The organism is Streptomyces sp. NBC_00075 (assembly GCF_045041225.1).
Taxonomy (GTDB): Bacteria; Actinomycetota; Actinomycetes; order Streptomycetales; family Streptomycetaceae; genus Streptomyces; species Streptomyces adonidis.
On sequence record NZ_CP108243.1, the window covers coordinates 6000346 to 6025860 of the forward strand.

Sequence of the window (25515 nt, forward strand, 5' to 3'; positions counted from 1 at the left end):
ACGACCGCTCCTACATCTCCAGCAGGACCGTGAACGGGCCGTCGTTCGTCAGGCTCACCCGCATCTGTGCGCCGAAGCGGCCCGTCGCCACCGTCGCGCCCAGGGAACGGAGTTGGGCGACCACCTCGTCGACCAAGGGTTCGGCGACGTCGCCGGGGGCTGCCGCGTTCCAGGTCGGGCGGCGGCCCTTGCGGGCGTCGCCGTACAGGGTGAACTGGCTGATGACGAGCAGCGGGGCGTCGATGTCGGAGCACGACTTCTCGTCCGCGAGCATGCGCACCGACCAGAGTTTGCGGGCCAGTTGGGCCGCCTTCTCCTTCGTGTCCTCGTGTGTGACCCCGACGAGGACGCACAGGCCCTCGCCCGTGATCTCTCCGGTCACTTCCCCGTCCACGACGACACTCGCGCCGTCCACCCTCTGCACCACTGCACGCATGCGCCCATCATGCCGTGCCGACGTGGTGGCTCTGTCGCGGGATTCTTTTTGATCCTTAAGCCCCCATCTGGGGCCGTTCGGGGGCACTCGGTCACATAGCGGCCACTTGGGGTGGCACGATGCTCCCATTCGCCTGTCGAGGGAACGGTAGAGGCACATGAGCACACCGAGTACCGGGCGGCCTCATACGGCCGCCGCCGCTCCGGCTGCTTCGATCGGTTCGTTGCTGGCCGCCGATCCGCCCGAGCACGATCTGACCGTGCTGCGGCTGACCGAGCTGCGCGCCCTGCGCCGGGACGCCCAGCGGGACGAGGCCGACCTCAGTTACGTACGGCGGCTGCTACAGGGGCGTATCGACATCCTGCGCGCGGAACTGGCGCGGCGCGGGCCCACGTCCGTGGTCGCGGTGGGGGAGGGGTCGGTCGTCGAGCGGCTGTCGGAGATCCTCACGGACGCGCCGGCGCGGCAGCGGTCGTCCGCGCGGCATGTGACGCTCGGGACGCCGCACAGCGAGGAGTACGGGCGGCTGGCGGCGGAGATGCTCGCCGAGGTCGAGCTGTCGGATCTGGACGCGCGTACGGATCCGGAGCTTACGGCGGCGATGGGGAGGTTGGTGGGGTACGAGCAGCAGGTTTCGCGGCGGCGGCAGGGGTTGCAGCGGACGGCGGACGACTGTAGCGGGGAGATCGCGCGGCGATACCGGGAGGGCGAGGCCCAGGTGGAGGACCTGCTGATCTGAGGGCTTTTCCTCGCCCCCGCCGCCCCTACCCGTCCCTGGGGGCTGCGCCCCCGAACCCCCGTATCGCGCTGAACGCGCTCGTCCTCAAACGCCGGACGGGCTGGATGTGGTGCCGGCCGGGGGTTGGTCTTTCAGCCCGTCCGGCGATTGAGGACAAAGGTGGGGTCTGGGGGCGCAGCCCCCAGGGATGGGAACGGGTAGGGGCGGCGGGGGCGAAAAAAATCCGCGCGACACCCCCGCGACCTCCCCCCTAGCCTGGCCCCATGACCCCCCGTGATGCCATCGACATACGCCCCGTCAGCGAAGACGGACTCCGGGAGTGGACCCGGGCTCTGAGTACCGGGTTTCTTCGGTCGCCCGAGGTCAGTGATGTGGAGCTGGAGGCGCGGCGCGGAGGGTTTCTGCCGGGGCGGACGCTCGGTGCGTTCGACGGCGGGCGATGTGTCGCGACCTTCCGTTCGTTTCCGCAGGAGCTGAGTGTCGGTGGCGGCGCCACCGTCCCCGCCGACGCCATCTCCAACGTCACCGTCTCCCCCACCCACCGCCGCCGAGGCATCCTCACCCGCATGATGGGTCAGGACCTCGCCGCCGCGAAGGACCGCGGGGACGTCGTCGCCACGCTGATCGCCGCCGAGTACCCGATCTACGGACGGTACGGCTTCGGCCCCGCCACCTGGACCTCCGAGTGGACCATCGACGTACCGCGCACCGGCCTCGACCCCCGCTGGGCGGGCCCGACGGACGGCGGCCGTATCGACCTCGTGGACGCGGAGGACGTACGGAAACTGGGACCCGAACTGCACGCGCGGCTCGTGCGGCAGCAGCCGGGTGCCGTCAGCCGTGACGAGCGCTGGTGGCAGGTCAACACCGGGGTGGTGCGGTTCGGGGGGTCCTGGGACGAGCCCTTCTACGCCGTCTACCGTTCGGCGGACGGGGAGGTCGACGGGCTTGTCTCCTACGAGGCCGACGACAAGTGGGAAGCCAAGCAGCCGCAGGACACCGCCGAGGTGAACTGGCTGATCGCCGCGACTCCGGCCGCCGAGCGCGCCCTGTGGCAGTACCTCTGCTCGATCGACTGGATCACCAAGGTCAAGACCGGCTGGCGGGCCCCGGACGACCTGCTTCCCTTCTTCCTGCCGGACCCGCGCGCCGCCAGGCTCACCGCGCACGCGGACTGGCTGTGGGTGCGGATCCTGGATGTCGTACGGGCTCTGGAGGCTCGTCCATACGACAGCAGTACAAGTGGTCGCGGTCTTGTCCTCGACGTCGTCGACGCGGACGGGTTCGCCGGTGGGCGGTACCGGCTGGACGTGTCCGCCGAGGGCGTCGGGTCATGTGCGCCCGCAACGCGCGACGCCGCCGAACTCACCCTCGATGTACGGGAGTTGGCCGCGCTCTGGCTCGGTGACGAGTCGGCCGTGCGGCTTGCCGCGCTGGGGCGGGTGCGGGAAGAACGAGCGGGCGCCGCCCGAGTGGCCGACGCCCTGCTGCGTACGTCCAGGCGCCCTTGGTGCCCGGACATCTTCTGATCCGACCTCTCTTCCGCGACTCGTGGTGGCTGCCGAGCTCCAGGCTCCCCTCCGGAGAAGAGTTCGGCAGCCAACCTGCTGAAGGTTTGACCATGTTGCCGAAGTTGGTGGTCATTGGTATTCATTGGCAGCCAACTTCACTGTACTTATCTCCACTTGGAGGCGTCTCATAACCACCTTCACTGGAACTGCCCAAAGATGGCGGGAAGTTGTAGTGTTTGGTTGTGGAGCCTCAGAGGTCACACCGCGAGGTGGCCGACGCCCTGCGCACCCGGATCAGGACCGGTGAGCTGCGGCCCGGCCAGCGCATGCCCACCCAGGCCAGGCTGGCCGAGGAGTTCGGGGTCGAGCGGGGTGCCGTACGCGAGGCGTTGCGCGTCCTGCACGCCGAGCGGCTGCTGACCAACGTCAGCAAGGGGAGTCCGGCGACGGTCGCGCCCGATCCCGGACCCGCGCTGACCGGCCCCGCCGCCCCGCCGCTGCCCACCACCGTCGCCCTCGCGCCCCGTATCGAGGCGGCCTTCGCGGTGCCGCACGTCTCCATCGACGCCCTGTGTCTGACGGCCGTCTCGCTCACCCTCGCCATCGGTGAGCCGCTGCGGCAGATCCACACCGGACGACTGAATCCGGCCAGGATCGACGTCCGGGTGCTGCTGCCGAGCCGGGACATCGACCTCGCGTGGCCGGCGCCGGTGGCCCTGGCGGACGGCTCCCCGGCCGGGTCCGAGGCCACCAGCCTGTTGCAGCGCCGCTGGCTGGCCCAGCGCAACGCCCAGGGGCAGGTGCTCCGGCACAATCTGCTGGCCCTGCGCGCCACGCACGGTATCGACGTGCGCGTCTCCTTCCGGGCCCTCCCGTTCACGCCACCGGTGAAGCTGTATCTGCTCAACGAGTCGGAGGCGCTCTTCGCGTACTACACGCTGAAGAGGCGCGCCGCGGAGATCGACCACGAGCAGGTGGAGATGTACGACGCCGAGGGCGTCCGGTCCATGCTGTTCGCGTTCGAGCAGGGTGCCGGACTCCGGGACACGACCTTCGTGGAGCAGTCGCACCTGTGGTTCAACGCGCTGTGGGAGACGATCAGTTCGGAGCTGACGCTCACGGACTGAGGTCTCCCACAGCGGTCTACGACGGTCACAGGGCGGGGCCCGTGACCAGCAGGGCGAGGACCACCGCCCCGATGGAGCTGATCGTCGCGTTCTTGGCCTTGATGCCTACGGTGAGCAGGAGCAGGCCTACGACACCTGAGGTGCCGTACTTCCAGCTGATGAGCTGCTGGAAGCCGCTGATGAAGACGGCGGCGAGGAGGGCGATGGCGGGCATGGTGGTTCCTCCTTCAAGCTCAGGGGCGGTGGCAAGGTGATGGAGGGGAGGTAAACTTATGCCAACTTCACCAAGTTGGCAACCAACTCTGAGTATGTTGTCCCCACTTGGCCCCTAGTCATAAACAACTTTCAAACAACTCCCCATAGATGGATCGAAGTTGTAGCGTTTTGGTCGTGACCCAGGAGAACGTGGCAGTGAACGGCAGCAGAAGACAGTCGCCCCAGGAGATCGCCGACGCCCTGCGTGACCGCATCCGCAGTGGCGACCTACGGCCGGGCGACAGGCTGCCCACCCAGGCCGAGCTGGCCGAGGAGTTCGGGGTCGAGCGGGGTGCCGTACGGGAGGCGCTGCGCGTCCTGCACTCCGAGCGGCTGCTCACCAACGTCAGCAAGGGCAGCCCGCCGCGGGTCGCCGCGATGACCCTGCCCCGGGAAGGGCCCCAGCCGACGATGGTGGGGCTGGCGCCGCGGCTGACGGAGGCGTTCTCGGCGCCGCACGTCCGGATCGACGCGGCCTGTCTCACCGCGGAGACCCTGATGCTGGCCGTCGGCGAACCGGTCCGGCTGATCCACGAGGGCCGCCTGCGACCCCAGTCGATCGACGTACGCATCCTGCTGCCGTCCCGGGACATCACACTGGCCTTCCCGGTCCCCGTCGACGACACCGGCGACGCCGCCGAGGCCCCGGTCCACCAGCGCTGGCTGGCCCAGCGCAACGCCCAGGGGCACGTCCTGCGGCACAACCTGCTGGCCCTGCGCTCCTCGCACGGCATCGACGTACGGGTGACCTTCAGGGCGCTCCCGTTCACCCCGCCGGTGAAGCTGTACCTGCTCAACGAGACCGAGGCGCTCATCGCGTACTACATGATCGCCCGCCGCGAGGAGGCGGTGGAGAGCGGAACGCTCGACATGTACGACACCCTGGGCACCGAGTCACTGCTCTTCTCGTTCGGCAAGGGGGCCGGTGAACGGGACACGGCGTTCGTCGAGCAATCCCAGAAGTGGTTCGACGCCCTCTGGGAAACCATCACTTCGGACCTGACACTCTCCTAGTGACTTCAGATACGAGGCAGACCGGACCGGGCGCCGCAGAGAACGTGAACGAAATCGAGAACGAGATCGAGAACGACCTGGTGGAGAGTCTGCGGCAGCTGATCGCACCCGCCCGCGTCGTCCTCTGGGACTTCGACGGGCCGATCTGCCGGCTGTTCGCGGGCTATTCGGCCGAGCGGGTGGCGATCCGGCTGGTCGACTGGCTCGAAGGCCGGGGGCTGCACGGCCTGTTGACGGACCGGGAACTCGAATCCCTTGATCCGCACCAGGTGTTGCGCGCCGTCGACCGCAGACACTCCGGCAGCGACCTGGTGGCGGAGCTGGAGGAACGCCTCACCCAGGAGGAACTCCGGGCGGTGCCCAGGTCGATGCCCACGCCGTACGCCGACATCCTGATACAGACCTGGAAGGCCGTCGGATCCAGACTCGCGATCACCACCAACAACTCCCCGAAAGTGGTGCGCACTTACCTCGCGGGGCGCAATCTGACCAGGTGCTTCACGCCGCACGTCTACGGCCGCACCCAGGATCTCCATCTCCTCAAGCCGGATCCGCACTGCCTCAACCGCGCCCTGAACGCGATGGGCGCGGCCCCGTCCGCGGCCCTGATGATCGGCGACACCCCCTCGGACTACTTCGCCGCACGCGAGGCCGGGGTGCCCTTCCTGGGCTACGCGCGTAACGAGGAGAAGGAGAAGACGCTCAGGGCAGCGGGCGCGGAAACGATGGTCGACTCGTTGGCGCCGGTGCTACGGGCGGTCCGCAGGCAGGCGCGGGCCGGTCAGGCCTGAGTCATCAGCAGTGCGAACACCACGGCCGCGCCCACGGCCAGGCCGTTGTGACGCGACCTGATTCCGACGAAGATCGTGCTCAGCAGGATCAGGCCGAAGAGCCCGAGTCGTAGCTGCGCCAGCATGCTCAACGCGAACTGGCATAACCCGTAAAGCACTTGAAGAAGAAGCATGTCCCCCACCCGCACCTTCCACAGCAGTCAATCACTCAACTTGTCGTTCCAATTGGACTGGTTGCCTTCGGGATTGGTCTTCCCGGGTAGGGAGATCCCTTAACTGCCCTGCTCAAGTGGTTGGTTGGTTGACGCAAATTGGTGTGGCCGCGGTCCGGAAGAGGTACGGTCGATGTGTGGGTGAGCAACAGGACAACCAGCGTGGCACCGAGGGCGGCGGCAGGGAGTTCGAGCGGATCCTGGCCGAACTGATCCTCCGTATGTCCGGCGACGAGGGGACACCCGCGCTCTATCCCCTGGGCTCTCTGCTGCCTCCCCAGCGTGAACTCGCCCAGGAGTTCGGGGTGTCACGGGACACCGTCCAGCGGGTGCTGCGCGTGCTCACCGACCGGAACCTGATCGAGTCCCGGCAGGGCAGCGGCTCCCGGGTGATCGCCGTACCGGAGCCCGCGCCGCGTACGGCCGGAGCCCAGCCGGGCGGTGCGGTACGGGTCGCGCGTCCCGGGCGTACGACCCTGGCCCCGCACATCCGCGAGGCGTTCACGAAGCCCGAAGTCACCCTGGACGTCTCCACGTTGACCTCCGAGTCCCTCCAGGGGCACATCTGGCTCCAGGCGGAACGGATCAGGACCGGGGAGATCGTCGCCCCCCGGAGCATCGCCCTGCGCATGCTGCTGCCCACCGACGATCTGCCGCTGCCGTATCCGCGGGCCAAGGGCGACGCGGCCGACACCCGCCCCGTGGACCGGCTCCGGGCCATCACCAGCCGGCACGAGACCTCGCTGCGCCATGTGCTGGGCATGCTGCGGGCGGAAGGGCTGGTGGAGAACGTCGAGGTGGCGATCCGGCGGGTGCCGATCGTCCCGACGTTCAAGCTCTATCTGCTCAACGGCACGGACGCGCTGTTCGGAACGTACGAGGTGGTCGAGCGTCCCATCGTGCTGGAGGACGAGACGAAACCCCTTGCCGCGATCGACGTCGTCGGGATCGGCGCCACCCTCATGCACTATGTGCGGGGCGAGGAATCCCCGGATTCCGGTGGATCGGATTCCGGTGGTCCGGAATCCCAGGGGTCGGTGTTCGTGGCGAGTATGCAGTCCTGGTTCGACTCGGTCTGGACACTCCTCGCGAAGGACTGACCGCCCGAAGATGATTCCGCGACCGCCTCGACGACCGGTGCGTGCGAGCCGACCACGAAATCCGCTCCCTGGCCCAGCATTTCGCGCGCCCGGTCGCCGTACGGGGTGAATCCCAGGAAACGTACGCCCGCCGCGACGGCCGCCGTCAGATCCGTCAACTGGTCGCCGATGAGCAGGACCTGCTCCGGCTTCGGATCGCCGAGAAGCCGTAATGCCCGACGGATCGAATCCGGATGGGGTTTCATCAGCCGGGGATCGTGCGGATCGCGTCCGCAGATCGCCTCGAAACGCCGCAGCAGACCGATGTGTTGAAGGTATTCCCGTACGGGACCCTCCGCATTGTTGCTCACGATCGCCAGGGGTTTTCCGCGGGCGTGCAGCGTTTCGACGAGGTCGCCCGCGCCGGCCGTCTCCCGGGCGAGACGCACCGCCGAACGGACCGCGGCGTATTCGTGCCGCTCGACGATCTCGTCCGCCCAGTCGAGCGGTCCGTCGAGGGCGGGCGCGTGCCGGTCCGCCATGGCGGCCAGCAGGCGGAGGATGCCGTGCGAGTCGGCGCAGTCCCGGACGTCCGCGTCCAACCCGGTGCCGGGCCACGCCTGTTCCGCCCGGGCCTTGACCTCGTCGGCGATGTGCCCGGTGGAGGCGCCGCCGAACAGGTCGCAGACGGGGCCGTCGAAGTCGATCAACACCGCGTGTGTGTCGCGCAACAGGGCGCGCAGGCGGTGCGGGTCCTGGGCGCGGGGGTCACCGGGGGCGCCACTCATGAGCCTCCTCGTTCGTCGGAATGTACGTCGGGCGCGCACCCGGCGCTCAATCGCCCGGTGCGGGGACACCGATGCGGGCGGCGGATCGGCTTCTGGCAACATGCTCATTCACGGAGGGGCGGAGGAGTACCGTGCATCTCTCCTCCACCATGGACGTGGGCCCCGTGGGCCCATCGGTGCGGGACCGTCGGTGCGGGTCACGAGGGGTGCCGGGAAAGGGCCCCACGGGTTCCGGGGGGCGAGGCGGGTCCTCACGGATCCTCATGTGTCCTCAGGCAAGAGAGCGGGCGATGTCAGCCGAACGAGTGTCTCCGGCTCCGGAGCGAGCCGTCGATGTGACCCCCGCGAACGCCGTCCAGGAGACGTTCCAGGGCTACCACCACGTGACGCATGTGATCCCGCTCCCCGGGGCCGCCCCGGACGGCAGCCGGGTGCGCGGCAAGGTTCGTGAGCCGCGCGCCAACCTGCTCTGGTTCGACCGGCGTTGCTTCGTCTCGGAGGAGCAGTTGCTGGGTGACCTCCAGGGGCGCGTCGACGGCATTCCCGAGCTGATCGAGGCCGGGGACATGCGGTTGCAGCGGTTCATCGAGGGGCGGACGCTGGCCGCGCGCCACCGCTCGGGCCGGGAGGTGCCCGGCGAGGTCGTCGACCAGGTCCTCGCGCTCTTCGCGCAGATGCTCGCCATCTCGGCGGACACCCTGAAAACGCCCCGTGTGTGCGAGCCCGAGGACCGGGCCACCGACCCCAACAGCTCGGAGTTCCTGGAACGGCTCATCACCTTCGCCGAGGAGCGCGTCTACCGGCGGAATCTGGCGGACTTCGAGTCCCTCTTCGACGCGTTGGGTATCGAGGCGGACTCCTTCAAGAAGCTCAGAAAGAACGTTTCGGACCTGACCGAACGTCCCTTTTGTCTACTCCATGCCGATCTGCACCGGGAGAATCTCATCCTGGACCGGGAGAACAGGCTCTGGACGATCGACTGGGAACTGGCGATGTTCGGCGATCCGCTCTATGACCTGGCCACGCATCTGTACCTCATGCGCTATCCGGAAGGGCAGCACAATTCCCTTGCCGAACGCTGGAGTTCGCTCGCCGAGCAGGTCAGGCCGGGCAGTGCGAAGAACTGGGAGAGCGATCTCCCCAAGATCATGGATTTCAAGCGCGCGCAATCGGTTTTCACCGACGTGATCCGTGCCACGCAGATTCTTGGTTCCGGTGCCAGGTTCAACTGGCCGCAGCTTTATCGCGAGGCTTCGAAAGTGCACGGGGCTCTGTTGGGCGGAGCGGAGCCCCTGGGGCTTATGGGTGTACCAACTCTTCGGTATGTCATGACATCCCTGGTGCGGTGGCATCGTGAACGGCGGAACCGGAATCGGAGTGATCGACAGGGGAATGATCACCAGGATACGGAAATCGCTTTCCCTTGAACTCATTTGAGTGACTCCAGCCTCGTTGGCCACATGAGTGTTCTACAGTCGGTATCCAGCACTACGCACACGAGGCACAGGAACTCCATTGGGCACACCCCCTGCCCCGCACCCCACCGTGTACGGCCTGTTCGTTGAACTGGCGTGCAAAAAGGGGGAGTTGCTCGAAGGGCACCACAACTCGAACTACGTACTCGCGCTGACGCCTGAATTGGCGCAGGTCCTCCGCTGCCGGGAGGGCAGACCGGTCATGGTCCGGATACCCCGCTGCGGCCTGCCGGTCGTGGCGGTGAAGACCTGGCCGGACGAGGAGGCGAGGATCCTCGACGCCATCAGGAGCACCCTGCCGGGCGTGCCGCAGTGCCTGACGCAGGACTGGGGGAAGTCCAGCCTGTTCGACTTCGTGCTCGGCCGCCCGCTGTCCGGCGACTCCCCCCGAGGGACCCCCGTCGACCGTGGGGTGATCGCGACGATGGCCGGCATTCTGGCGAGCCTGACGCTGGTACCCCTCGAAAAGCTGCCCCCGCTGCCGCCGGGCTGGCCCCAGGGCGACGACAGCCGGGCCTTCCTGCGGCACCTGATCCAGCGTGCGGACCGGGTCGTCCGACAGGCCAACACAACCGTCTACGGCCCGCTGTTCCGGGCCCTGGGAATCCCCGACGACGGTCTGCGGAGAATGGCCGGCCGGGTACCGCGGATGACCAGCCGGCCGTACAGCGTCCTGCACGGCGACCTGCACCGGGCCAACGTGATCGTCACCGCCGACGAGCCGCCGCGGCTGATCCCCGTCGACTGGGAACTCGCCACCTACGGCGACCCGTTGCACGACCTCGCCATCCATCTCGTGCGCATGGGCTACCCCGAGGGACAGGCCAAGGAGGCGATCGAGGCCTGGGCGGAGGCGATGCGCCGGGTGAGCCCGGCCTCGGTGCGCGGGCTGGACGAGGACCTGCCCCAGTACCTCGCCTTCGAGCGGGCCCAGTCCGTCTACCCCGACGTGATCCGCGCGGCGTACGACCTGGAGCGGTCGCCCGACCCCCGGCAACTGGTGAAGTCCGTGCGGAGCGTGCACCGGGCGCTGACGGCCGCCGCGGAGCCGCTCGCCCTGCGGGACGTCCCGGACGAGGGGGAGATCGAGGAGGTGCTGGTCCGCTGGACGTTCTTCCGGCTCGGCGCACCGGTCGACAGCGGGCGGGAGACGGAACCCGTCCACTGGAAGCCGGGCCGCGACCACCCGCACCTGCCCGATTTCACCGACGCCCAGGTCACCGACGCGCTTCTCGCCGAGCGCTCGGCGGCTGCCCGCAACGTGCGCACGGGCACGGCGGACGTGAATCCGGTGGTGCGGGTGCGGGGCCGGCGCGACCCGGTCCTCGTACGCCGCCCAGGCAGGACGCCCTCTCCCCGGCGCGAACCGGGTCTGCACGCCGAGCACGTGGTGCTCCAGCTCATCGAGAACGCGGGCGTCCCGGTGGCGGTGCCGCGTGTGCTGGCCATGGGCGACGACGGCGACCCGGCGGGTCCCTTCCTCATCCACACGTACGTCGGTCAGGGTGACGGCGGCACACCGCCCCGGCGCCCGCTGTCCGGTCTTCGGCTGTACGAGGCCGACGACCTGGTCGACCAGCTCTGCGCCCTCACCGCGGTCGACTACTTCGCCCTCGACCCGACGGCCACCGCCGGAGTCTTCTACGAGCGGATGACGGACCGGCTCGTCCGGCTGGTCGACGCGCTGCCCGACGAGTCGCGCCGCCTCGCCGAGCGGTCCGGCCTGCCCGGTCCCGACCGCCTCCACCGCATCCTGTCCCGCTACCGGGTCAGCCCGCGCACCCCCACGCTCCTGCACGGCGACCTGCGCCTCTGGAACCTCGTACGCCTGAACGAGGAAAGGTTCTCTCTGGCTCTCGTCGACTGGGAGCGTGCGATGGTGGGCGACCCCCTGTACGACCTGGTCCGCCACTTCCACCTCGCCCGCTCCCGCCCGGTCATGCGGCACCGCATGCTGCGCCGCTGGGAGCTGACCCTGCCGCCGCACTACACCCGCGACTGGCGGCGCGACCGGCGCACGTACCACCGACTGGAGATCGTCCGCTCCGCGTACGTCGACCTCGACCGGCTGGCCACCCGCACCGACCTGGAGGCACTCGACGTCGGCCGGGCGGTGGTGTCGGTCCAGGCGACCGTGGTCGCCGCGCTGACCGCGTTGAACCTGGAGCCGGGACCGATCCTGTAACTGTTTCCCGGAGTGGAGGCGGAGGTTCCGAGAGTGCGTACTCTCCCTTCCATGGCAGAGATCGGGCTGCGCGAGCGCAAGAAGCGGCAGACGTACCAGAACGTGTCCGACATCGCGATCGGGCTCTTCCTCGAGAAGGGCTTCGACGCGGTGTCCGTCGCGGAGATCGCCGCCGCGGCCGGGATCTCGAAACCGACGCTGTTCCGGTACTTCCCCGCCAAGGAGGATCTCGTCGTGCACCGCTTCGGGGATCACGAGGACGAGGCGGCGCGGGTGGTCCGGGCAGCCCGTGCGGCGGCTGGCGCGGGCGCGGGTGCGTCGCCGGTCGACGCGCTGCGCCGGCAGTTCCTCGACGGGCTGAGCCGCGAGGACCCGGTCACCGGCCTCAACGACGCCCCCGAGGTGCTCGCCTTCCACGGTCTGCTCTACGGCACGCCGTCGCTGGTCGCCCGGGCGTACGAGTACCAGCAGCGGTCGGAGGCCGCGCTCGCCGGCGCCCTGGGCGGCACCCTGGCGGCCCGGCTCGCGGCCGGGCAGATCATCGCCGTACAGCGGATCCTCGCGCAGGAGAACTGGCGGCGGATAGCCGCGGGGGAGGCGGTGGAGGCCGTGCGCGGGGACGCGGTCGAGGCGGCGGAGGCGGCGTTCGGGCAGCTGGATGTGGGGCTGCCGTGGCTTCGGGACATGAGCCTCGGCGACGCGACTGACAAGACTGGGTAAAATATTTAACTCGGTTACGTTATTTCGGTAGGCTTGCTGGAATGACGCCACCCGACTCCCCGCTCCGCGACGCCCTGCACCGCGAACGTGCCCATCACGACGTCTGCCGTGCCGCCCTCGCCGCGATGATCGCCGGCGCCCAGGAGCATGTCGTCACCGGTGAGGACGTCTCCGCCTCCGGGGCGGACGCGGAAGTGCTCGGGTACCAGCTGCGCAGCAAGGCGAAGGAGCTGGGCGAACTGCCCGAAGGGCCGTTGTTCTTCGGCCGGTTGGACTTCGGGGAGGGGGACGGCGGGGGTGATCACCGCGGTGCGCGCTATCACATCGGGCGGCTGCGGATCTCCGAGCATCCGACCCGCCCGCCCCTCGTCGTGGACTGGCGGGCCCCCGTCTCCCGCGCCTTCTACCAGGCGAGCGCCCGCGATCCACAGGGTGTGGATGTGCGGCGGCGGTTCGGCTGGGCACCCGGCAGTACGGGGGACTCCGCCGACCTGACCGGCCTGGAGGACGAGCACCTGGTGGAAGGGGAAGAGCAGCCTGTGGATGGCGCGGACGGGCTGGTCGCGCGGGAGATCGCCCGGCCCCGGGTCGGGCCCATGCGGGACATCGCCGCGACGATCCAGCCCGAGCAGGACGATCTCGTACGGGCCGGGCTCGGCGTCTCTGTCTGTGTGCAGGGCGCCCCCGGCACCGGCAAGACGGCCGTCGGGCTGCACCGGGCCGCGTACCTTCTCTACACCCACCCCCAACGCGTCCAGCGCGGCGGCCTGTTGATCCTCGGGCCCAACCGCACGTTCCTCTCGTACATCTCGGAGGTGCTGCCCGCCCTCGGCGAGACGGGCGTACGGCAGTCCACGGTCACGGACGAGATCGCGGGCCCGGGTCGTCCCGTGCGGGCGGAGGACGACGAGCGGGCCGCCGTCGTGAAGCACGACGCGCGGATGGCGGAGGTACTGCGCCGGGCGCTGTACGCACGCGTGGTCACCGAGGGGTATCCGAACTCCCTTGAGGTGCCGGACGATTCGTACCGGTGGCGGATCCCCGCGGCGGAACTGGCGCGGATCGTGGCGGGCGTACGGGCCGAGGAACCGCCGTACGGCGTGGGGCGCGAGCGGGTACGGACGCGGGTGGTGGCCCGTGTCCAGCGGGAGGCTGAGCGGCGGGCGGGGGCGCAGTCCAACGGCTGGGTGCGGCGGATCGAGCGGGCGCGGCCGGTCGGGGCATACGTGGAGGCGGTGTGGCCGAGGGTGCGTCCGGAGGAGGTGCTGGCCGAACTCCTCGGCGACGAGCGGGCGTTGGCGCGGGCCGCCGAGGGGCTGCTGGCGGCGGAGGAGCAGCGGGCGGTGCGCTGGGCGCGTCCGCCGAGGTCGTGGAAGTCGGCGCGCTGGTCGGCCGCCGATCTGGTCCTCCTCGACGAGGTCGCGGGCCTGATCGAGCATCCCGAGGGATACGGCCATGTCGTGATCGACGAGGCGCAGGACCTCTCCCCGATGGAGTGCCGGGTGATCGCGCGCCGGGCGCCCTACGGCTCGCTGACCGTCCTGGGCGACCTGGCCCAGGGCACCACGCCGTGGGCGGCACGGGCATGGGAGCCCCTGCTGGGCCACCTGGGCAAGCCGGACGCCACGGTGATCCCGCTGACGACCGGGTTCCGGGTGCCGAGGACGGTGGTCGACTTCGCCAACCGGCTGCTGGAGAGGCTGGAGGTGGCGGTGCCGCCGGCTCGATCCCTGCGCGGGGACGGGGAGTTGAGGGTGGTGGAGGCCGCGGATGTCGCCGGGGAGGTGGTGGCCGCGGTGGGGCGGGCGTTGGGTGGGGAGGGGTCGGTGGGGGTCGTGGCGGCGGAGGGCGAAGTGGCCGCCGTACGGGAGGTGCTGGGGGCGTCGGGGGTGTTGGACGGGGGCCGGGTCGCGGTGATGTCGGCGAAGGCGGTGAAGGGGCTGGAGTGGGACCACGTGGTCGTGGTCGAGCCCGCCGCGATCGTGGAGGGGGAGGGGGCGACCGGGCGGGGGCTGCATCGGCTGTATGTGGTGCTGACGCGGGCGGTGTCACGGCTGGAGGTCGTGCATGGGCGGCTGTTGCCGTTCTGAAGGTGTTGGAGAGGGGTGGGGCGCCTTAAGAGGGGTGGGGCGCCTTAGCGGAAGGCGCCCCACTGTCGCTGCTTCAGAACTTCAGAGCAACGGGATCAACTGCTCTTCCTCGTAGGTGAGATGGGCTTCGAGTTCGAGGGTGAGACGCTCGACCTCCGCCCGGACGGCGGCGGGGTCGGTGTCCTCGCCCTCGCCGTCGCCGGAGAGAGCCCTGCGCAACTGCTCGACGAGGGCGGCGATCCGCTCGTGCTCGGTGCGCAGGCGTTCCAGGGCGGGGGCCGACCGGGGGTGGCGCTCGGCGAGGAAGGGGAACAGGCCGATGTCCTCGCCGGTGTGGTGATTGTGCAGCCCCGCGCAGAAGGTGAGGCAGTTGGCGCGCAACTGGGCGCCGAGGGGCGAGGTGTTGCTCGTCGCCTCGCTCATCTCCTTGCGTATCAGGGCGAGTTCATGCCGGAAGGCGTCGTGGACGACCTTGATGGCCTCGCCCATGCCGGACGCGTTGATACGGGGCGGCCCGCCCTGCGCGATCTCGTACAGGGCGACCACGGGAATGATCCGGTCGGTCTTCTCCTGGTACGTGGCCCACCCCGGCTCGGCCTCGACGGCACGCGCGAAGATCCGGTCGCGCTCCTCGCGGTCGAGGACGACGGCACGGGCCTCGTAGGTGAACACGCCTGACTCGACGGTGACTTGGGGGTGGGCGAGGATGTTGCGGTACCAGTCGGGATGCCTGGAGGAGCCCGCGGCCGAGGCGATGACGAGGACTCGCTCGCCGCCGTCGGGGAGGTAGCCGAGGGGTGTGGTGTGCGGGGTTCCGGTACGGGCGCCGGTGGTGGTGAGGAGAAGGAGACGGGCACCTTCGAAGTAGCCGCCTACCTGGCCGTGGTTGGCCCGGAACTCGTCGATGACGGGCTGGTTGAAGTCGTTGGGCATGCTCTGCTTTCTGTGCGAGTGGTTTCTCTGTCGGTCACACGGACTCCCCGAGGAAAAGGGGGAAGCCCGTGGAAAGGGGGAAAGAGAAACCGGCGGGCCCCTGGCCCACCCCGACCTCACTCAGAGGCCGGGCACCCAACTCGCTCACGGCACAAGGCCGACCCGGCAGTCATGGGGATTACGGTATCAAGGGGGGCGATGACGAACCCCTCCCTTACTCCGGCCGCGCTTCCTCTCCTCTTCCTGGACGTCGACGGACCGCTGATCCCGTTCGGCGGGACACCGGAGCAGTATCCGGACGGCTATCCGACGTACGAGCCCGCCCGGCGACCGCGACTCCCGGCGTCCGAGGCGAACCCTCTGCTGCCCAGGATCGACCCCGCACTCGGGCCTCGACTCGCCGCGCTGGGTTGTGAGTTGGTGTGGGCCACGACCTGGATGGGCGAGGCGAACGAGTGTGTCGCGCCGTGGCTGGGGCTGCCGGACCTTCCGGTGGTGGCCTGGCCGGAGCCGGGCTCCGATGCCTCGCCCGAAGTGCCCGGCGTGCACTGGAAGACTCGCCCTCTTGTCGAGTGGGCGGCCGGGCGGGACTTCGTCTGGCTCGATGACGAGATCGGTGGGGGCGATCGGAGGTGGGTGGCGGCGCACCATCCGGGGCGGGCCCTGCTGCACCGGGTCGATCCTCGGTATGGGCTGCGGGACGCGGACTTCGGGGTCGTGGAGGCGTGGCTCCGCTGATTCGGGATCCGGATTCGGCTACCGCTCCGGATTCGGCTCCGGATGCTTACTCCTTCGTCATCGAAGTGGTTGTGGCACGCGTACTACTCTGTGGCTCCTGAACAGCTGTGCGGCACAGGGGTTTTGGGAAGGTGGGCGGCGATGCCGCTGAGCGCCGGGGAATCTGGGGCCGTCGGGGCGTCCGTCGGCGGTTATGTGCTGGGCGAGCGGCTCGGCAGTGGTGGTATGGGGATCGTCTACCTGGGGAGTTCGGCCTCGGGGCGGCAGGTCGCGGTCAAGGTCGTGCACGCGCAGTACGCCCAGGACGAGGAGTTCCGTACCCGGTTCCGGCAGGAGGTCGCGGCGGCGCGGCGGGTCAGCGGGGCCTTCACCGCCTCCGTGGTGGACGCCGATCCGGACGCCGAGGTGCCCTGGATGGCGACGCTGTACGTGCCCGGGCGCACCCTGGCCGACATCGTCAGCAAGGAAGGGCCGTTGGCCGGGCGGGAGTTGCGTACTCTCGCCCTCGGGCTCGTCGAGGCGCTGCGGGACATCCACCGGGCGGGTGTCGTGCACCGGGATCTCAAGCCGAGCAACGTCCTGATGGCCGAGGACGGGCCGCGCGTCATCGACTTCGGGATCTCGCGCGCCGTCGACAGCCAGGCGCTCACCGTGACCGGCCGGCTGATCGGCACCCCGCCCTTCATGTCCCCGGAGCAGTTCGCGGCGCCCCGGGACGTCACCGCCGCCTCGGACGTGTTCTCGCTGGGCTCGCTGCTGGTGTACGCGGCCACCGGCAACCGTCCTTTCGACGGGGAGAGCCCGTACATGACGGGCTATCAGGTCATGCACGAGGCGCCCGCCCTGGACGGCGTGCACGAGCCCCTGCGGAGCATCGCCGAGCGCTGTCTGGACAAGGATCCTGGCGCCAGGCCCGAACTCACCGAGCTGTATGGGCTGTTCAGGGCGCTGCCGGACGCGGCCACCGCCACTCCGGACGTGGTCGCCGCCACTCTGGGCGCGGTCGCCACCCCGCCGGACATGGCTGCCACCTCGGGCGTGGCCGGTCCGCCGGCCGGTCCAGGGCATCGGAGGGTCTCCCGGCGGTCCGGTGGTGCGACGACCGTGACCGGGGGCGGCGGTCGCGGGCGACGGGTGCGCCGCCTGGTCGTCGTCGGGGCGGCCCTGGCCGTCACCGTGGTGTGCGCGTCGGTGTACCACCTGGTGTCGAGTTCGAGGACCACGGACGGTCCGCCCGCGGCCGACGCCCCCGCCTCCCTCACCCCGGCGCTTCCCACCGGCTGGCAGCCCTGGCAGGCGAGCCTCTTCCGGCCCGTCAAGGACGAGTCCCTGATCTTCAACGCGGACAGCGTGGATTCCGGCTGTGTGTCCGGTGGATCCGCTGTGTACTGCTCGGGGACCGGCTTCACGGTCGCCCGGATCGACGCCGCCTCGGGCCGCGTCGACTGGCGGTTCGGCAGCAGCCCCCTGTCCGCCGAGCGGCCCCTCGGCGTCCGGGACGGGATCGTGTACGGGGCCGACCAGCCGAACGTGACCGACGTGCAGTCGACCCAGCGGCTGTTCGCCCTCGACGCGAAGACCGGGAAACCGGTCTGGACCCGGGAGATCGACGCGGGCCGTGGCGCCGCCCTGTTCGACGGCGGCGTTCTGGCGATGCCGGACGGGGCGAGGGAGTTCGTCGCCGTCGACGCCAGGACGGGCAAGGACATGTGGCGCACACCGGCGACGTCGTCGGCCGGCACCGCGTGCGACGTGCTGGTCCTGGGCGGTGTGCCCTACGGCACGTGCCTCGACGCGGACGATCCCACCCAGGGCTCGAACGCCCTCCTGCGCCTCGACCCGGCCGACGGCACGCCGCATGAACTCGCCGAACTGCCCCTGGACGCGCTGCCGCTCGGCGTGGTCGGTGGGCAGCCGCTGTTCGCGCTGCCGCGGCAGGCGGAGTGGGAGTCGAACGACGGGCGGGACGAGGCGTACAAGGCGCTGCTGCGGGTGAACCCGACCAGCGGTGCGGTCGTCGAGATCCCGCTGGCGGGGACACCGCGCGGCACGGTCACCCTCGTCGACGGGGTGGTGTACTGCGTACGGCCCGACGGGACCGTCACCGCGAACGGGGTGAGCGACGGGGCTCGGCTGTGGCAGGCGGGCACGCAGGTGGAGAACCTGTCGGCGCCGGTGCGGTCGGTGACGTACGACGAGTTGTACTTCGCCAATCGGTACGGTCGGTTGCTTGCACTGGACCGTGGGACGGGTGGGGTGCGGTGGAGTACGGACAAGCTGGGGGACGGGGGGACTTCGGCGGAGGACAGGTTTCCCAGCGTGTTGCTGGTGCAGGACGCGATTGTGGCCGTGGCGGGCGACACGGCGTTCTCCGTCCGGGCGGACGGGTCTGCGGCGCGCACGCCGACGCCGGCTGCACCGGCCTCGAACTGACCGGTGCAGCCGCCTGCTCTAATGCGTTCGGCTGCGGGCCCGGTGGGGGGCTGGTCGCGCAGTTCCCCGCGCCCCTAAAAGCCCGTCCGTCCCGATGCGTTTGGCTGCGGGCCGGTGGGGGTTTGCCGCGCAGTTCCCCGCGCCCCTAGGAGGGCGCTTCGCGCCCGTCCAAACCGCCCAGCCTGCGGGCATGCGTGCCGCTAGGGGCGGCACGGGTGGGCGCAGGCGGCACCCCGTAAGCGCCGGGCTGCGCGACCCACCCCCCCGCCCCAGCGTGCCCGCTCAGCCGCCCACGTACCCCGCCAAGTGCTCCCCCGTCAGTGTCGAGCGTGCCGCCACCAGGTCCTCCGGAGTGCCCTCGAAGACGATTCGGCCGCCGTCGTGGCCTGCGCCGGGGCCCAGGTCGATGATCCAGTCGGCGTGGGCCATCACCGCCTGGTGGTGTTCGACCACGATGACCGACTTGCCCGCGTCCACGAGGCGGTCGAGGAGGCCGAGCAGGTGTTCGACGTCGGCGAGGTGGAGGCCGGTCGTCGGTTCGTCGAGGACGTACACGCCACCCTTGTCGCCCATGTGCGTGGCCAGCTTGAGGCGCTGGCGTTCGCCGCCTGAGAGGGTGGTGAGCGGCTGGCCGAGGCTGAGGTAGCCGAGGCCCACGTCGGCCAGGCGGTCCAGGACTCGGTGCGCGGCCGGCGTACGCGCGTCGCCCGCGCCGAAGAACTCCTCCGCCTCCGTCACCGACATCGCGAGCACCTCGCTGATGTCCCGGCCGCCCAGGCGGTATTCCAGCACCGCCGCCTGGAAACGCTTGCCCTCGCAGTCCTCGCAGGTCGTCGCCACCCCCGCCATCATCGCCAGGTCCGTGTAGATGACACCCGCACCGTTGCAGGTCGGGCACGCACCCTCCGAATTCGCGCTGAACAGGGCCGGCTTCACCCCGTTGGCCTTGGCGAACGCCGTACGGATCGGGTCCAGGAGTCCCGTGTACGTCGCCGGGTTGCTGCGCCGGGAGCCGCGGATCGGGGTCTGGTCCACCGACACCACCCCGTCGGTGACCGCGCCCTTGGTGTCCACCAGCGAGCCGTGGATCAGTGAGCTCTTGCCCGATCCCGCCACGCCCGTCACCACGCACAGCACCCCCAGCGGGATGTCCACATCCACGCCCTGGAGGTTGTGCTTCGTCGCGTTTCGGATCGGGAGCGTGCCGGTGGGTTTCCGGACCGACTCCTTCAGCGTGGACCTGTCGTCGAAGTGGCGGCCCGTGACCGTGCCGCCCGTCCGCAGGCCCTCCACCGTGCCCTCGAAGCAGACCGTGCCGCCCGCCGTACCCGCCCCGGGGCCGAGGTCGACGACATGGTCGGCGATCGCGATCACCTCGGGCTTGTGCTCCACGACGAGCACGGTGTTGCCCTTGTCGCGCAGCCGCAGCAGCAGGTCGTTCATGCGCTGGATGTCGTGCGGGTGCAGGCCGATCGTCGGCTCGTCGAAGACGTACGTGATGTCGGTGAGGGAGGAGCCGAGATGGCGGATCATCTTGACGCGCTGCGCCTCGCCGCCCGAGAGGGTGCCCGAGGCGCGGTCCAGCGAGAGATAGCCGAGGCCGATCTCCACGAACGAGTCGAGCGTGTGCTGGAGCGCCGTGAGCAGCGGGGCGACCGAGGGGTCGTCCAGGCCGCGTACCCATTCCGCCAGGTCCCGGATCTCCATCGCGCAGGCGTCGCCGATGCTGAACTTGCCGATCTTCGACGACCTCGCGCCCTCGCTCAGCCGCGTGCCCTCGCACTCGGGGCAGGTCGTGAAGGTGACCGCCCGCTCCACGAAAGCGCGGATGTGCGGCTGCATCGCCTCCTTGTCCTTGGACAGGAACGACTTCTGGATCTTCGGGATCAGGCCCTCGTAGGTGAGGTTGACGCCGTTGACCTTGACCTTCGTCGGCTCGCGGTAGAGGAAGTCCTGCATCTCCTTCTTGGTGTAGCGGCGGATCGGCTTGTTCGGGTCGAGGAAGCCGGACTCGGCGTAGATGCCGACGGTCCAGACGTTGTCCGACTTCCAGCCGGGGATCGTGAACGCGCCCTCGGCGATCGACTTCGAGTCGTCGTACAACTCGGTGAGGTCGATGTCGGAGACCGCGCCCCGGCCCTCGCAGCGCGTACACATCCCGCCGGTGCGGTTGAAGGTCGCCTTCACTGTTTTTGTTTTGGCCGCGCCGCGGTCGACCGTGATCCCGCCGCTCGCCCGCACCGACGCCGTGTTGAACGAGTACGCGCTCGGCGGGCCGATGTGCGGCTGTCCGAGCCGGCTGAAGAGGATGCGCAGCATCGCGTTGGCGTCGGTGGCCGTGCCGACCGTGGAGCGCGGGTCGGAGCCCAGCCGCTGCTGGTCGACGATGATCGCGGTCGTCAGCCCTTCGAGCACGTCGACCTCGGGCCGCGCCAGCGTCGGCATGAAGCCTTGCAGGAACGCGCTGTACGTCTCGTTGATCAGCCGCTGCGACTCCGCGGCGATCGTGTCGAACACCAGGGAACTCTTGCCGGAACCGGAGACACCGGTGAACACCGTCAGCCGACGCTTGGGCAGCTCGATGCTGACGTCCTTGAGGTTGTTCTCGCGCGCACCGAACACACGGATGAGGTCATGACTGTCGGCGCTGTGCGGCTCGGCGGCCGGCTTCGGGGCCGGCTGGGCCGACTTCGGGGGCCTGCTCATCGGGTCTCCGTATCGTCCGGTTTTCTTACATCCTTACGGTCTCTTGCGGGTGTATCTAGCCTTTCGGCTTCTGCGAGATCCGTACGAGGTTGCCCGACGGGTCCCGGAACGCGCAGTCGCGCGGGCCCCACTGCTGGTCCATGGGCTCCTGGAGCACCTCGGCGCCGGAAGCCCGTACCTTCTCGAACATGGCGTCGAGGTCGTCGGTGCGGAAGACGAACATGGGCATGACGCCCTTGGTGAGCAGTTCCTGGAGGGCGTCGCCGTCGGCCGGGGAGCGGCCCGCGTGCGGTTCGGAGAGGACGAGTTCGAGGTCGGGCTGCGCGGGGCTGCCGAGGGTGACCCAGCGGAAGCCGCCGGAGGCGACGTCGTTGCGGACCTCGAAGCCGAGCGCGTCGCGGTAGAAGGCGAGCGCCTCGTCGGGGTCGTTGACCGTGATGTGGCAGTAGTGCAGTGCGATGTCCATGCCGACCACGCTAGGCGGCGGCCGTACGGCCCGCTTCTCGAATCCTGCTCGGCATGTTTTCGGCCGCGGCTTCGGGAGCGTCCGGGCTCGGTACGGGGTTCCGGCTGGGCCGCGTGAACACCTTCGCCACGCACGCGGGCATCGCCGTCACCGCGTCGTGCCCCCGCCCGCGGTACGCGCTCGGCGTCTCCCCCACGATCTCGGTGAACCGCGAGCTGAACGAGCCCAGCGAGGTACAGCCGACGGTCATGCACGCGTCGGTCACGCTCATCCCGCCGCGCAGCAGCGTCATCGCCCGCTCGATCCGCCGGGTCATGAGATAGCTGTACGGCGTCTCGCCATAGGCGGCCCGGAACCGCCGCGAGAAGTGCGCAGGCGACATCAGCGCGTGCTTGGCCATCGTCGGCACGTCCAGCGGACGCGCGTACTCCCGGTCGATCAGATCCCGTGCCCGACGCAGATGCGCGAGGTTGGCGAGTTCCTGCGGGTCCATGCGGCGACCGTACCACCGGGGTACGGGGGCCGGTCAGGGCCTGAACGACCGGCCCCAGGGGCGTTGCGGCCCCCGCGCGAGGGCATCAGACGGTGATCTCCCGGCACAGGCCGCCCTCGTCGTCGTACAGCTCCAGGCCGAAGCGCAGTCCGAGCCGGGAGAGGAGCGTCGCGAGGGCGTCGAGCCCGTCCGGGGCGATGACACCGTTCAGCAGGATGTCCGGCCCGTCGGCCGGCTCGAGGTCGACCCGGCACCAGCCCGTCCCGACCTCGTACGCGTCCCAGGACGACGACCGGGACGTCCAGCCGGCCCGGACGAAGTGCTCGGCCACGGCCGAGGCGTCGAGGTGCCCGCGCAGCACACCGCACAGGTTGTTGCCGGCCTCCCGTAGAGCGGGGGCGAGATCCGGGCCGTCGTCCGAGGTGTCCACGATCGGATTATCGGTGTTCGGCGGAATGGGGAGCCCCCGTAGGATCCAGGGGGCGGGCCGTCCTCGCTCCGGGGTACGCCTGGTTGACCTGCGAAGACGGAGGCATCGGCACCATGGACGACGAACGGCCGCTCAAGGAGCTGGACGCCGGGCTGGAGGCGGCGGCGGACGTGTTCCAGGGGCTGCGGCCGAGGCTGTTCGGGATCGCCTACCGCGTCCTGGGCAGTGTGTCCGAGGCCGAGGACGTGGTGCAGGACGCGTGGGTGCGCTGGCAGGGCGCCGACCGGGGCGCGGTGCTGGATCCCGGGGCGTTCCTGGCGAAGACGACCACCCGGCTGGCGATCAACGTGGCCCAGTCGGCACGGGTCCGGCGCGAGGCGTACGTCGGGCCGTGGCTGCCCGAGTTCGTGGACACCCGGGTGGATCCACAGGTCGGCGCGGAGCGCGGCGAGGCGCTGGAACTGGCCGTACTGCTGGTCCTGGAGAAGCTGAACCCGGTCGAGCGGGCTGCCTATGTGCTCAGGGAAGCGTTCGACTACCCGTACGACGAGATCGCGGGCATGCTCCAGCTGGGCCAGGCCAACACCCGGCAGATCGTCAGCCGGGCCCGTAAGCGGCTGGCCGCCGAGCGCCGCGCCCCCGTCGACACGGCGGAGCACCGGCGGCTGCTGGAAGCCTTCGTCGCGGCGGCCCGGGACGGTGACGTCGCCGCGCTGGAGGACGTCCTGTCCGCCGATGTCGTCGCCTACGCGGACGGCAACGGCATGCGCGGCGCGGCACGGCTGGCGGTCCTGGGCGCCGGACGCGTGGCCATGATCACCGTCTTCGCCAAGAAGTTCTTCCCCGGTGCCGACTACGGCATCGTCGAGGCCAACGGCGGCCCCGCCCTGCTGATCGCCCAGGACGGGACAGCCGTCGCCCTGATGAGCGCCACCGTCGGACCGGACGGGATCGACGGGCTGTACTGGATCCTGACACCCGAGAAACTGAGGGCGTACGAGCGATCGGCGAACCGGCTCGCCGGGCCGTCGGACGGGGGTTTTCATGAGTGACAGTGACAGTGACAGTGACTTCGACATTGACGTGATCGTGGTCGGCGGTGGGCCCACCGGCCTGATGCTGGCCGCCGAACTGCGGCTGCACGATGTGCGCGTGGTCGTGCTGGAGCGGGACACGGAACCGACCCCGGTCGTCCGCTCGCTCGGTCTGCACGTACGCAGCATCGAGGTGATGGACCAGCGCGGACTCCTCGAACGGTTCCTCGAACACGGCAAGAAGTACCCGGTCGGCGCCGGTTTCTTCGCCGGCATCACCAAGCCCGCGCCCGACCTGGACACCGCGCACGCCTACGTACTCGGCATCCCGCAGACCCTCACCGACCGCCTCCTGGAGGAGCACGCCGTCGAAGCCGGCGCCGAGATCCGGCGCGGCTGTGAGCTGGTCGGGCTGAGCCAGAGCGAGGACGGGACCGGGGTCACGGCGGAACTCGCCGACGGTACGAGGCTGCGCTCGCGCCACCTCGTCGGCTGCGACGGCGGCCGCAGCACCGTGCGCAAGCTGCTCGGCGTCGGCTTCCCCGGCGAGTCCGCCCGGGTCGAGACGCTGATCGGCGAGATGCGGGTGGACGTACCGCAGGAGACGGTGGCCACCGTGGTGGCCGAGGTCCGCGAGACGCACCGGGGCTTCGGCCTCGGGCCCCTCGGGGACGGGGCGTACCGAGTCGTCGTACCGGCGGCGGGGGTGACCGAGGACCGCTCGGTCCCACCGACCCTCGACGAGGTGAAACGGCAGCTGCGGGCGTACGCCGGTACCGACTTCGGCGTGCACTCCCCGCGCTGGCTCTCGCGTTTCAGCGACGCCACCCGCCAGGCCGAGCGCTACCGCACCGGCCGGGTCCTGCTGGCCGGCGACGCGGCGCACATCCACCCGCCGGTCGGCGGGCAGGGCCTCAACCTCGGCATCCAGGACGCGTTCAACCTCGGCTGGAAACTGGCCGCCGAGGTGCGCGGCTGGGCACCGGCGGACCTGCTGGACAGCTACCACGCCGAACGGCACCCGGTGGCCGCCGACGTCCTGGACAACACCCGCGCCCAGATGCTGCTCCTGTCCGCCGAGCCGGGCCCGCGGTCGGTGCGCCGGCTCCTGTCGGAACTGATGGACTTCGAGGACGTCAACCGCTACCTGATCGAGAAGATCACCGCGATCGGCGTTCACTACGACCTCGGCGAGGGCCACGAACTCCTCGGCCGCCGCCTGCGCGACGTACCCCTGAAGCAGGGACGCCTGTACGAGCGGCTGCGCACCGGCCGAGGCCTCCTCCTCGACCGGACGGGCGGCCTCTCGACGGCGGGCTGGTCGGACCGCGTCGACCACGTCGTGGATACCGGACAGGAGCTGAACGTGCCCGCGGTACTGCTGCGACCGGACGGGTATGTCGCGTGGGCCGGTGCGGAGCAGCGCGAACTGCGCGACCGGCTGGCGAAGTGGTTCGGACCGGAGGTGCCATGACCCTGCAGATGAAGTTGGTCGCGATAACGCTCGACTGCCCTGATCCACTGGCTCTGGCGGAGTTCTACCAGCAGGCCACCAGCTTCGAACCCCACCCGAAGTCGGACGCCGACTTCGCGGGTCTCAACCGTGAGGACGGACTCCTCCTCGGTTTCCAACGGGTCGACGACTACCGGGCTCCGCGCTGGCCCGGCCAGGCCGTCCCCCAGCAGCTGCACATGTGCTTCGACGTGCCGGACCTGGACGAGGCAGAGGCCCGACTGCTGCAACTGGGCGCGGGCAAACCGGATCACCAGCCGCACGACCCCACCAGGGCACGGGTCCTGACCGACCCGGCAGGTCATCCCTTCTGTATCTGCCGGGCTTTGCTGGGGGGTTGAGGAGGG

At 70.0% G+C, this 25515-nt stretch carries 23 protein-coding genes and 1 pseudogene; 15 read left to right on the forward strand and 9 right to left on the reverse strand.

From position 1 onward, the window contains the following. Positions 1-10 precede the first annotated feature (10 nt). The gene (dtd, locus tag OG787_RS26115; protein WP_369036181.1) at positions 11-436 is read right to left on the reverse strand and encodes a D-aminoacyl-tRNA deacylase; all 426 of its coding nucleotides are present in this window, start codon (positions 434-436) and stop codon (positions 11-13) included. A gap of 157 nt (positions 437-593) precedes the next feature. On the opposite strand from dtd, the gene OG787_RS26120 reads away from it, so the two are divergent. The 3 genes from OG787_RS26120 (at position 594) to OG787_RS26130 (ending at position 3813) form a co-directional block, all read left to right on the forward strand. Then, positions 594-1175 (forward strand): aerial mycelium formation protein, encoded by a 582-nt coding sequence (locus tag OG787_RS26120; protein WP_369036182.1) that lies wholly within the window; start codon positions 594-596, stop codon positions 1173-1175. A 263-nt stretch (positions 1176-1438) separates the two neighbouring features. After that, entirely contained in the window at positions 1439-2704 is a 1266-nt protein-coding gene (locus tag OG787_RS26125; RefSeq protein WP_369035771.1) for a GNAT family N-acetyltransferase, read from the forward strand. 224 nt (positions 2705-2928) lie between these two features. Further along, positions 2929-3813: a winged helix-turn-helix domain-containing protein gene (locus OG787_RS26130; protein ID WP_369035772.1), complete on the forward strand. Its 885-nt coding sequence runs from the start codon at positions 2929-2931 to the stop codon at positions 3811-3813. 25 nt (positions 3814-3838) lie between these two features. Here the strand turns inward: OG787_RS26130 and OG787_RS26135 are convergent, their stop codons facing one another. Then, a complete protein-coding gene (locus OG787_RS26135) occupies positions 3839-4027 on the reverse strand; it encodes a hypothetical protein (RefSeq protein ID WP_369035773.1) in 189 nt (62 codons plus the stop codon). A gap of 170 nt (positions 4028-4197) precedes the next feature. Between OG787_RS26135 and OG787_RS26140 the strand changes: the two genes are divergently transcribed. Both OG787_RS26140 and OG787_RS26145 read left to right on the forward strand, forming a co-directional pair. Then, positions 4198-5082 (forward strand): winged helix-turn-helix domain-containing protein, encoded by an 885-nt coding sequence (locus OG787_RS26140; RefSeq protein WP_405536543.1) that lies wholly within the window; start codon positions 4198-4200, stop codon positions 5080-5082. Next, on the forward strand, positions 5031-5873 hold the full coding sequence (locus tag OG787_RS26145; protein WP_405536545.1) for an HAD family hydrolase: 843 nt from the start codon (positions 5031-5033) through the stop codon (positions 5871-5873). The genes OG787_RS26140 and OG787_RS26145 overlap by 52 nt, the downstream gene beginning before the upstream one ends. Here the strand turns inward: OG787_RS26145 and OG787_RS26150 are convergent. Beyond that, entirely contained in the window at positions 5864-6046 is a 183-nt protein-coding gene (locus OG787_RS26150; protein ID WP_369035776.1) for a hypothetical protein, read from the reverse strand. The two genes, OG787_RS26145 and OG787_RS26150, sit on opposite strands and share 10 nt — an antisense overlap. 176 nt (positions 6047-6222) lie before the next feature. Between OG787_RS26150 and OG787_RS26155 the strand changes: the two genes are divergently transcribed. Continuing rightward, on the forward strand, positions 6223-7185 hold the full coding sequence (locus tag OG787_RS26155) for a GntR family transcriptional regulator (protein ID WP_369035777.1): 963 nt from the start codon (positions 6223-6225) through the stop codon (positions 7183-7185). Between the two features lie 122 nt (positions 7186-7307). Here the strand turns inward: OG787_RS26155 and OG787_RS26160 are convergent. Beyond that, positions 7308-8060 (reverse strand): annotated as a pseudogene (locus tag OG787_RS26160) (HAD family hydrolase); the annotation flags it as partial. 227 nt (positions 8061-8287) lie between these two features. Here OG787_RS26160 and OG787_RS26165 point away from each other — a divergent pair. The 4 genes from OG787_RS26165 to OG787_RS26180 all read left to right on the forward strand — a co-directional run bounded on the left by OG787_RS26165 (position 8288) and on the right by OG787_RS26180 (position 14422). Further along, entirely contained in the window at positions 8288-9379 is a 1092-nt protein-coding gene (locus OG787_RS26165) for a phosphotransferase family protein (RefSeq protein WP_405536546.1), read from the forward strand. A gap of 88 nt (positions 9380-9467) precedes the next feature. Beyond that, on the forward strand, positions 9468-11612 hold the full coding sequence (locus tag OG787_RS26170; RefSeq protein ID WP_405536547.1) for a phosphotransferase family protein: 2145 nt from the start codon (positions 9468-9470) through the stop codon (positions 11610-11612). Between the two features lie 51 nt (positions 11613-11663). Next, positions 11664-12332: a TetR family transcriptional regulator gene (locus OG787_RS26175; protein ID WP_369035780.1), complete on the forward strand. Its 669-nt coding sequence runs from the start codon at positions 11664-11666 to the stop codon at positions 12330-12332. A 41-nt stretch (positions 12333-12373) separates the two neighbouring features. Beyond that, on the forward strand, positions 12374-14422 hold the full coding sequence (locus OG787_RS26180) for a HelD family protein (RefSeq protein WP_405536549.1): 2049 nt from the start codon (positions 12374-12376) through the stop codon (positions 14420-14422). A gap of 81 nt (positions 14423-14503) precedes the next feature. Here OG787_RS26180 and OG787_RS26185 read toward each other — a convergent pair whose 3' ends face one another. Then, positions 14504-15355: a nitroreductase/quinone reductase family protein gene (locus OG787_RS26185; RefSeq protein WP_405536550.1), complete on the reverse strand. Its 852-nt coding sequence runs from the start codon at positions 15353-15355 to the stop codon at positions 14504-14506. A 198-nt stretch (positions 15356-15553) separates the two neighbouring features. Here OG787_RS26185 and OG787_RS26190 point away from each other — a divergent pair, with 198 nt between their 5' ends. Together OG787_RS26190 and OG787_RS26195 are read left to right on the forward strand one after the other, a co-directional pair. Beyond that, complete coding sequence (locus OG787_RS26190) at positions 15554-16093, forward strand: HAD domain-containing protein (RefSeq protein WP_405536551.1); 540 nt, start codon at positions 15554-15556, stop codon at positions 16091-16093. A 141-nt stretch (positions 16094-16234) separates the two neighbouring features. Then, positions 16235-18526 carry a protein kinase domain-containing protein gene (locus OG787_RS26195; protein WP_405536552.1) on the forward strand — a complete coding sequence of 764 codons (2292 nt, stop codon included), beginning with the start codon at positions 16235-16237 and terminating at the stop codon, positions 18524-18526. A gap of 282 nt (positions 18527-18808) precedes the next feature. On the opposite strand, the gene OG787_RS26200 is transcribed toward OG787_RS26195, so the two are convergent. The 4 genes from OG787_RS26200 to OG787_RS26215 form a co-directional block, all read right to left on the reverse strand. Continuing rightward, complete coding sequence (locus OG787_RS26200) at positions 18809-21232, reverse strand: ATP-binding cassette domain-containing protein (protein ID WP_369035785.1); 2424 nt, start codon at positions 21230-21232, stop codon at positions 18809-18811. Between the two features lie 55 nt (positions 21233-21287). After that, positions 21288-21698, reverse strand: a complete 411-nt coding sequence (locus OG787_RS26205; RefSeq protein WP_369035786.1) for a VOC family protein — start codon at positions 21696-21698, stop codon at positions 21288-21290. Between the two features lie 10 nt (positions 21699-21708). Next, positions 21709-22191, reverse strand: coding sequence for a helix-turn-helix transcriptional regulator (locus tag OG787_RS26210; protein WP_369035787.1), 483 nt, complete (start codon positions 22189-22191; stop codon positions 21709-21711). Between the two features lie 85 nt (positions 22192-22276). After that, positions 22277-22621 carry a hypothetical protein gene (locus OG787_RS26215; RefSeq protein WP_405536553.1) on the reverse strand — a complete coding sequence of 115 codons (345 nt, stop codon included), beginning with the start codon at positions 22619-22621 and terminating at the stop codon, positions 22277-22279. Positions 22622-22734: 113 nt separating this feature from the next. On the opposite strand from OG787_RS26215, the gene OG787_RS26220 reads away from it, so the two are divergent. From OG787_RS26220 to OG787_RS26230, 3 genes are read left to right on the forward strand one after another with little or no spacing between them, the layout of a single operon-like run. Further along, positions 22735-23673, forward strand: a complete 939-nt coding sequence (locus OG787_RS26220; RefSeq protein ID WP_405536554.1) for a sigma-70 family RNA polymerase sigma factor — start codon at positions 22735-22737, stop codon at positions 23671-23673. Next, a complete protein-coding gene (gene rox / locus OG787_RS26225) occupies positions 23666-25129 on the forward strand; it encodes a rifampin monooxygenase (protein WP_405536556.1) in 1464 nt (487 codons plus the stop codon). The genes OG787_RS26220 and rox overlap by 8 nt, the downstream gene beginning before the upstream one ends. Then, entirely contained in the window at positions 25126-25509 is a 384-nt protein-coding gene (locus OG787_RS26230; RefSeq protein WP_405536558.1) for a VOC family protein, read from the forward strand. The genes rox and OG787_RS26230 overlap by 4 nt, the downstream gene beginning before the upstream one ends. Positions 25510-25515 lie beyond the last annotated feature (6 nt).